Genomic DNA, 8974 nt, shown 5'->3' with positions numbered 1-8974 from the left:
TTACGCTTTCCTCATTCAGTGTCAACCGTTTATTTCATTCGGTTGCCGCTGTTTTTAATCTTTCCGACCCGGTGACTTCGTGATGTTGTTCACGTTGTTCCCTGTCGATGGAGCGGCATTATAGGGATCCGAATTTTTTGCACAAGCCTTTTTTCGAATAAAAGGATCGACTGCGTGTTTTTCAACCCTTTCGCGGAGATCTCGCTCGATCCGCTGGTTTTCACGCCAATCTGGTTGAGCTCAAATTGGTATTTCCACCGACCCGAACTATATTGCCAAGGTCAAAACTCACTTATGGGGTACTTCAGATGTCTCAGGCTTTACGTGCTTATCAGGGATTAACGCCAACATTAGGAGAAAGAGTCATGGTTGATCCCTCCAGTGTAGTGATTGGTGATGTGGATCTGGCCGATGATGTCAGTATCTGGCCGCTGGTGGTAATACGGGGTGATGTGAATAATGTCGTGATCGGCTGCAGAACCAATGTACAGGATGGAAGCGTGCTACATGTCACTCACCAGTCGCGGCATAAACCTGAAGGCAATCCTCTTATTATTGGAGAGGACGTTACCGTCGGTCATAAGGCCATGCTGCATGGTTGTACTATCGGAAACCGGGTGCTGGTAGGAATGGGATCGATATTGCTGGACGGTGCGATCGTTGAGGATGATGTAATGATTGGCGCCGGAAGTCTGGTTCCGCCAGGGAAAACCCTCGAAAGCGGTTATCTCTATTTAGGCAGCCCGGTTAAGCAGATACGGGAACTGACGTCTGAGGAACTGGCAGGACTGACATATTCTTCGAATAACTATGTGACCTGGAAAGACCTCTACCTTTCTCAGGACTAATAAAGAAGAGCGTTGCCTGAACAGGAACATACATACTGTTCAGGCATTACCGGTTAAGCCAGCAGGTCTTTCTTTAACTGTTCCAGCACAGGTTCGATCTCAGGCATAACACCATGCCACAGATAGAAAGCATGGGCCGCTTGCCCCACCAGCATTCCCAATCCATCCGCATAACCCGTTACCCCGTTATTTTTAGCCCAGATAAGGAAAGGCGTTAAACCTGCCTGATAATACATATCGTAGACTCGAGTCTGCGCGGTCAGCACTTTTTCAGGGATCGCAGGGATCTCACCTTTAATACCCGACGCAGTAGCATTAATGATGAGATCAAAAGATTCATCAGCCAGAGAGGTTAGCGCAATCGCCCGGATATCTCCTTTCTCTTCGAAGATATGACTCAGGTGCTGTGCGCGTTCAAACGTCCGGTTAGTAACAACCACTGAACAGCCATGAGACAGCAAAGGAAGTATCACCCCTCGGGCAGCGCCACCGGCACCGATCAATAAAACCCGGTCTCCTTGCTTCAAAAGCGCCAGCCGTTCAAGGTCACTCAACATACCAATGCCATCAGTATTGTCCCCGAGCAATCGCCCGTCTTCGAGCTTTTTCAGGGTATTCACAGCACCGGACATTGCAGCACGATCAGTCAGTTCATCCGACTCAGCAAAAGCGCGCTCTTTAAAAGGCACGGTGATATTTGCTCCACGGGCTCCGCCTTCAAAAAAGGTTCGCAGCGTTTCTTCAAACTCTTCATGCGGCGCCAGCACGGTGCCATAGGTATGATCGACTCCGGTCTGGCTGGCAAACAACGCATGAATACGAGGGGATTTACTGTGACCAATCGGATTCCCAAATACCGCGAATGATGGCATCACTTTCTTCCTTTAACCTTGACGGATCAGGTTGCCGGTAAGGGCGTCCCGAATTTCTGATGGATTTTCTCTTCCGCCGACATCGCCATCAAGCACCGGGAAATTATCCCCGAATTGGAACCGGACTTCATCTGGCAGCCGGCATGGCGGCTCGCCATTGAGATTCGCACTGGTAGACACCAGCGGTTTGCCAAATTTCTGACAAAGTTCTTTAACCAGCGGATGATCGGTAACCCGCACCGCCAGAGAGGCAAAACGTCCGGTTAACCACTCTGGTGTAGACGATTTAGCGGGCATAACCCACGTTACCGGGCCCGGCCAGAATGACCAGATATGCGCCAATTGTTGTTCAGTAAGCGCGGAGTCATCTATATAAGGGAGAAGTTGCTGATAATTATCAGCAATCAGAATAAGACCTTTATCTTTTGGCCGCTTTTTTAGCGCCAAAAGCGCATCGACAGCCTGTTCGCTATCCGGATCACAACCAAGACCAAAGACGGCTTCAGTCGGATAAGCAACAACTTGCTGTTCACGCAGCGCGTGAAGCACGAGGGTAAGTGATTTTTCTAAGCTTTTATTCATCTTGTTCGTTATCTTTAATTTCTACGGTTTTACCGCACAATTTACTGGCACAAAATAGCTTAATACCCTGCGCCGTTTTCTTTTCCATCAATAAAGGGTAATGGCAATGGACGCATTCCCCCGCCACCGGCTTGTTATTGATGGCAAACTGGCAATCCGGGTAACGATCGCAGGCATGAAACACTTTGCCAAAACGTGATTTTCGCTGCAACAAACGTCCCTTTCCGCATTGCGGACACCCCAGGCTGGTTTCTTCCGGTTTATCTATCACTTCAATATGGTCACATTCCGGATACTGACTACAGCCAATAAACATGCCATAACGCCCCTGACGCAGCACCAGGGTCGACTCACATTTAGGGCATAATTGTCCATCCAGGATTTTCACAATATGGCCATCAGCCTGAGATTTCAGAGGACGAATATACTGGCATTGTGGATAGGATGAACAACTCAGAAAGGGGCCGTGGCGACCACTACGGATCACCAGGTCGGCCCCGCATTCCGGACAGGATTCATTTTGCTTCTCAGCAAAAAGTGCTGCTTTTGTCATATCTTACTTTTTTACCTGTTATCTCTTAATGCAGATAACCTTCATTAACCTCAAACAACAGCTCTTCCATTTGCTGATATGCACTTTCATATCCGGGAATATTAAAGAGAACCATCAGCACGACCCACTTCAGATCCTCAAGATCGAATTCTTCAGTGTCCAGAGCCATAACACGATCGATAACCATCTCTCTGGTATCGAAGTTCAGTACTTTGATCTGTTCCAGGAACAATAAAAAACCACGACAACTGCAATCTAACCGACTTGTTTCCTCATCGGTGTAAATACGTAATGCTGAAGGATCGGAATCCAGCATATAAGATGGGGTTCCACCCTCTTGCATATCCGCAAGTTTTTCAAGCCAACTCAACGCATTGTGAATATCGGCCCGGTGGAAACCAGCTTCGGTCAAGTCATCCGTTAACCTATCCTCGTCAACATTCATCTCCGCTTCGTTGTGAATGTAAGTTTCAAATAAGTACATTAGTACGTCGAACATGGCTTGCCCTCTTAATTCGGACATAGCCGCCGGATACAGCTGCGATCCATCCTGCTAACTCCAGCTCGAGTAGCTTACCTACCACTTCTGGCACAGGTTGGCCGGCACGTTCGGCGACGACGTCAACAGATGTCACCTCATATTCTACGTTAGCCAACACATCAGCAAATGGCAATTCAACTTCGCTATCTTGCGCACAAATAATCGTCTCTGGCGCCTCTGAACTGTTGTTAACAGGCTTTTTGAAAGATTCTGAGGCACGAATATCAGGAAACCAGGTCAGTCCGCTGCCAATATGCTCGGCAATATCGTTAGGCTCCGTCACCAGATATGCGCCCTGCTGAATAAGCCAGTGCGTGCCTTCTGAAGTCACACTGCCCAATGGTCCCGGAAGGGCGAAAACTTCTCTTCCCTGTTCCAGCGCATACCGGGCAGTGATAAGTGATCCACTACGCAATGTTGCCTCGATGACCAGCACACCGGCGCTTAATCCACTAATGATCCTGTTACGGCGAGGAAAGTGCGCAGCGAGGGGCGGCGCTGTCACTAAATGCTCGGAGACTAGTGCGCCTCCGGTTTCAAGAATTTGCTGAGCTAACGCCGAATGCCGGGGCGGATAACATTTCAGTAATCCGCTTCCCAGGACAGCTATCGTTTTGCCCTGTGCCTCAAGCGTTGCGCGGTGACTGATTCCGTCAATCCCCATTGCCAGACCGCTCGTTACGATAAAACCGCTATTTACCAGCCCGCTGGCAAAGACCTGCGCGTATTGTTCGCCGTAATGAGTGAATTCACGACTCCCGACTATCGCAATTTGAGGCGAGGACAACAGATCGGGGTTCCCTTCAACGAACAAAATTAGCGGTGGAGAAGATATCTGTGCCAGCAAAGCTTAATACAACGCGCTGCCAAAAGTAATCAGATGGTGATGCTCACCCTCCAGCCATCTCAGAGATTCTGCGACCCATTGCGCATTACAGTGTCGGAAGTCCGCGATTTGTTCTTCTGATAGCCCGCAACGTATTAATACAGAGGAGGAATATATTCCATTTCTAAATAATGCATGGATAATTCCTTCAGCCAGCCCCGCATCCAGGCGTTTAACCCGCGACAAACGTATCCACACTTCCTGTAATGTCATAGTGCTTTCCTTGCTTAATGCCTTTCAGCGACTGATTCAATTGGCAGAGGATGCTGTCAATCGCAGCGGGAAATGTCTAGAATAGAGTCTATATATCTTCAATCATTTGAATAAAGATCCAGAAAAATATGTCCGTATTACAGATATTACATTTCCCAGACGAGCGGCTTCGCATTACTGCAAAACCGGTCAAAGAAGTTAACGCCGAAATTCAGCAGATCGTGGATGATATGTTTGAAACCATGTATGCAGAAGAAGGTATTGGCCTGGCTGCGACTCAGGTAGACATTCATCAGCGCATTATCGTGATTGATGTCTCTGAAAATCGCGACGAACGTCTTGTTCTCATCAACCCTGAATTGCTGGAAAAAAGCGGCGAAACAGGGATTGAAGAAGGCTGTCTGTCGATCCCTGATCAACGGGCTCTCGTGCCACGTGCCGAGAAAGTCAAAGTCCGCGCGCTTGATCGCGACGGTAAAACCTTTGAGCTTGAAGCTAATGACTTGCTGGCGATCTGTATCCAGCATGAAATGGATCATCTGGTGGGTAAATTATTCGTGGATTATTTGTCCCCATTGAAACGTCAGCGCATCCGCCAGAAAATGGAAAAAATGGCCAAGCTGAACGCACGGGCTGACTAATATTCGTGTAACACAGGACACTGCTTTGCGAATCATATTTGCCGGTACTCCCGACTTTGCAGCGCGTCATCTTGACGCGCTTTTATCATCAGAACATCAGGTGGTTGGCGTTTTCACTCAGCCTGACCGTCCTGCCGGTCGCGGTAATAAACTGACCGCCAGTCCGGTGAAGGTTCTGGCCCAAACTCACGACATCCCTGTCTTTCAGCCGAAATCCCTCCGCCCAGAAGAAAATCAGTCTCTGGTTTCAGCGCTGGAGGCTGACATCATGGTGGTCGTGGCTTATGGTTTGATCTTGCCGAAAGCCGTACTTGAAATGCCGAAGCTCGGCTGCATTAACGTCCATGGTTCGCTTCTGCCACGCTGGCGTGGCGCTGCCCCAATCCAACGTTCATTGTGGGCGGGAGACGTCAAAACAGGTGTCACCATCATGCAGATGGATGTTGGTCTTGATACCGGCGATATGCTGCACAAAGTAAAATGTGACATCCTGCCGGATGATACCAGCGCTTCGCTTTACAACAAGCTGGCTGAGCTGGGCCCGCAAGGTATGCTTGAAACGCTGAAGCAGCTGGAGAACGGCACAGCAAAACCAGAAGTTCAAAGCGAAGAGCACGTGACCTACGCTGAGAAACTCAGCAAGGAAGAAGCCCGTTTAGACTGGAACCTGTCGGCCGAACAACTGGAACGTTGTATTCGCGCGTTTAACCCATGGCCTGTCAGCTTCTTTATGATTGATGATCAACCGGTGAAAGTCTGGCAGGCAGAATGTCTGGCAGCGCAATATGATGCATTGCCGGGGACGATCATTTCTGCTGACAAAAAGGGGATTCAGATCGCCACATCTGACGGCATTCTGAATATCACCCAGTTACAACCTTCGGGTAAAAAGGCAATGTCCGCTCAGGACTTGCTGAACTCTCGTCGCGAATGGTTTATCGAAGGCACGCGTTTAGCCTGACCATCACGACTACGCCCGATATCTCTTCGGGCCATATCTCTTTGATAATGCTGGCTTCGGTCAGCTTTTTTGACTATGAAAACAGCCTATAATCTCCGTAGTATTGCAGCTCAAGCCATCAGCCAGGTTTTGGACAAAGGTCTTTCTCTTTCGACCGTTCTTCCTGGTCTGCAAAAAAATATCTCAGACAAAGATCGCGGGTTACTTCAGGAACTCTGCTTCGGCACCTTACGCGTTCTTCCTCAGCTGGAATGGTGTTTGCAGCAACTGATGGCCAAACCTCTCACCGGCAAACAGAGAACTTTGCACTATTTGCTGATGGTGGGTCTTTATCAGCTAATACATACACGTATTCCGGCACACGCCGTTTTGGCAGAAACCGTCGAAGGGGCTGTTGCCCTGAAACGTCCTCAGCTAAAAGGTTTGATCAACGGGGTGCTGCGTCAGTTCCAACGTCAGCAGGAAGAACTGTTGCAACGCATGGCGAATAATGACAGCCGCTACCTTCACCCAAGCTGGTTACTGAACCGACTCAAAAAAGCGTATTCTGATCAGTGGGAAAGCATTGTGGAAGCGAACAACCAAAGACCGCCTATGTGGCTGCGCGTAAACCGCATGCATCACACCCGTGATGAATATCTGCAATTGCTTAGCGGCGCTGGAATTGAAGCTGTTGCACATCCTGAATACCGTGATGCGTTGCGCTTAGTCACGCCTTGTCAGGTCAACCTGCTTCCCGGATTTGCGGAAGGTTGGGTTACCGTTCAGGACGCATCGGCACAAGGCAGCGTTGATCTGCTGGATCCCCAGAATGGCGAGATGATCCTCGATTTGTGCTGTGCTCCGGGAGGCAAAACAACGCATATCCTGGAAGCTGCGCCAAAGGCTCACGTTCTGGCAGTCGATGTGGATGAACAACGTTTGAAACGTGTTCATGAAAACCTTCAGCGCCTGAAACTCAGTGCTGAAGTTAAACAAGGTGATGGCCGCGAGCCGCAGGTTTGGGCGGGTGATCGAATCTTCGACCGCATATTGCTCGATGCACCTTGTTCTGCAACGGGCGTAATTCGCCGACATCCTGATATTAAATGGTTGCGCAGAGACAGTGATATCGCTGAACTTGCACGTCTTCAAAGAGAAATCCTTGAAGCGGTATGGCCAAGACTGAAAAGTAAGGGCGTACTTGTCTATGCCACCTGCTCAGTATTGCCGGACGAAAACGCTCAGCAAGTGGCTGCATTCCTGGAATCACATCCGGATGCTACATTGGTCGAAACGGGCACGCTTGAAAATCCGGGACGACAAAATCTTCCTCATGCTGAAAATGGCGACGGCTTTTATTACGCTAAACTTATCAAAAGCTAAACATTTCTATCAGCTGCAGTGATGCTGGTTGATAGCGTTGAGGCAAAACAGAGAGTCATATGAAAATAATAATTCTCGGTGCCGGGCAGGTTGGTGGGACACTCGCCGAAAATCTGGTGGGTGAAAACAACGACATTACCGTTGTCGACACCAATACCGTCCGGTTACGTCAGCTTCAGGATAAATTCGATCTGCGTGTGGTGCAGGGTCACGGCTCTCATCCGCGCGTATTGCGTGAGGCCGGCGCCGAAGATGCAGATATGCTGGTCGCCGTGACCAATTCTGATGAAACCAATATGGTTGCCTGCCAGATAGCTTATTCGCTGTTTAACACGCCCAATCGTATAGCGCGCATTCGTTCAACAGAATACATCCGCGAATCAGAAAAGCTTTTCCTGCCAGAAGCAGTTCCAATCGACCATCTGATTTCCCCGGAGCAATTAGTCACAGACTATATCTACAAACTCATTGAGTATCCTGGTGCGCTTCAGGTTGTAAATTTTGCTGAAGGAAAGGTCAGTATCGCAGCGGTCAAAGCCTATTATGGCGGCCCATTGGTCGGTAACGCGCTTTCATCTATGCGCGAACACATGCCGCATATTGAAACGCGAGTGGCCGCAATATTCCGTCAGGATCGTCCAATCCGCCCTCAGGGTTCGACTATCATTGAAGCAGGTGATGAAGTTTTCTTTGTAGCAGCTTCACAGCATATTCGCGCAGTTATGAGCGAACTTCAGAGACTGGAAAAGCCTTATAAGCGGATTATGATCGTTGGCGGTGGCAATGTGGGCGCCGGTCTGGCGCAGCGACTTGAGAAAAATTACAGCGTAAAACTCATCGAGCGTGACCAACAACGCGCCGCTGAGCTTGCTGAGCTTTTGCAAGACACCATCGTTTTCTATGGAGACGCTTCGGATCAGGAGCTTCTGGCTGAAGAGCATATCGAACAGGTCGATGTTTTCATTGCCCTCACCAATGACGATGAAGCTAACATTATGTCTGCCATGCTGGCTAAGCGGATGGGCGCGAAGAAAGCCATGGTGCTTATTCAGCGCAGCGCTTACGTGGACTTGGTTCAGGGCAGCGTAATTGATATTGCGATTTCGCCCCAGCAGGCCACGATTTCGGCATTACTGGGGCATGTCAGGAAAGCTGATATTGTCAGCGTTTCTTCGCTGCGCCGCGGTGTTGCGGAAGCTATTGAAGCCATCGCTCATGGCGATGAAACCACCTCGAAAGTGGTGGGACGAACCGTTGAACAAATCAAACTTCCACCAGGTACTACCATTGGCGCGATTGTTCGCGGGAATGACGTAATCATTGCCAACGGTACCAGCAGGATCCAACAAGGTGATCACGTTGTTATGTTCATTACTGACAAGAAATTTGTCAGGGATGTGGAGCGACTGTTCCAGCCAAGTCCGTTCTTCTTATAATTGGCGATGGTGCATATAAGAAATTCCGCTAATTAGATTTCGGATGAGAACTTTTGTAGCGAAGACTCTACAAATG

General features: G+C 49.2%; 9 protein-coding genes and 1 pseudogene. 5 read left to right on the top strand and 5 right to left on the bottom strand.

The genetic code is table 11. The features are described from left to right. Window positions 1–308: 308 nt before the first annotated feature. The gene (locus J1784_RS01585) at window positions 309–848 is read left to right on the top strand and encodes a gamma carbonic anhydrase family protein (RefSeq protein WP_217147744.1); all 540 of its coding nucleotides are present in this window, start codon (window positions 309–311) and stop codon (window positions 846–848) included. Between the two features lie 53 nt (window positions 849–901). Here the strand turns inward: J1784_RS01585 and aroE are convergent, their stop codons facing one another. The 5 genes and pseudogenes from aroE to dprA all read right to left on the bottom strand — a co-directional run bounded on the left by aroE (window position 902) and on the right by dprA (window position 4495). Then, the gene (gene aroE, locus J1784_RS01580; protein ID WP_217147743.1) at window positions 902–1723 is read right to left on the bottom strand and encodes a shikimate dehydrogenase; all 822 of its coding nucleotides are present in this window, start codon (window positions 1721–1723) and stop codon (window positions 902–904) included. A 9-nt stretch (window positions 1724–1732) separates the two neighbouring features. After that, window positions 1733–2302, bottom strand: coding sequence for an L-threonylcarbamoyladenylate synthase type 1 TsaC (gene tsaC / locus J1784_RS01575; RefSeq protein WP_217147742.1), 570 nt, complete (start codon window positions 2300–2302; stop codon window positions 1733–1735). Further along, complete coding sequence (locus J1784_RS01570) at window positions 2295–2855, bottom strand: DNA topoisomerase family protein (RefSeq protein ID WP_217147741.1); 561 nt, start codon at window positions 2853–2855, stop codon at window positions 2295–2297. Before J1784_RS01570 ends, tsaC begins: the two co-directional genes overlap by 8 nt. Window positions 2856–2880: 25 nt before the next feature. After that, window positions 2881–3354, bottom strand: a complete 474-nt coding sequence (locus J1784_RS01565; RefSeq protein ID WP_217147740.1) for a DUF494 family protein — start codon at window positions 3352–3354, stop codon at window positions 2881–2883. After that, a pseudogene (dprA, locus tag J1784_RS01560) lies at window positions 3326–4495 on the bottom strand (DNA-protecting protein DprA). The gene J1784_RS01565 and the pseudogene dprA overlap by 29 nt, the downstream one beginning before the upstream one ends. Before the next feature lie 128 nt (window positions 4496–4623). On the opposite strand from dprA, the gene def reads away from it, so the two are divergent. The 4 genes from def (at window position 4624) to trkA (ending at window position 8898) form a co-directional block, all read left to right on the top strand. Beyond that, entirely contained in the window at window positions 4624–5136 is a 513-nt protein-coding gene (gene def / locus J1784_RS01555) for a peptide deformylase (RefSeq protein ID WP_217147739.1), read from the top strand. Window position 5137: 1 nt separating this feature from the next. After that, entirely contained in the window at window positions 5138–6097 is a 960-nt protein-coding gene (gene fmt / locus J1784_RS01550) for a methionyl-tRNA formyltransferase (RefSeq protein ID WP_217147745.1), read from the top strand. Between the two features lie 75 nt (window positions 6098–6172). Beyond that, window positions 6173–7462, top strand: a complete 1290-nt coding sequence (rsmB, locus tag J1784_RS01545; RefSeq protein ID WP_217147738.1) for a 16S rRNA (cytosine(967)-C(5))-methyltransferase RsmB — start codon at window positions 6173–6175, stop codon at window positions 7460–7462. 59 nt (window positions 7463–7521) lie between these two features. After that, window positions 7522–8898 (top strand): Trk system potassium transporter TrkA, encoded by a 1377-nt coding sequence (gene trkA / locus J1784_RS01540; RefSeq protein WP_217147737.1) that lies wholly within the window; start codon window positions 7522–7524, stop codon window positions 8896–8898. Window positions 8899–8974: the final 76 nt, after the last annotated feature.

Source organism: Rahnella ecdela (assembly GCF_019049625.1).
Taxonomy (GTDB): domain Bacteria; phylum Pseudomonadota; class Gammaproteobacteria; order Enterobacterales; family Enterobacteriaceae; genus Rahnella; species Rahnella ecdela.
This window is presented reverse-complemented; position numbering and strand designations above follow the sequence as displayed.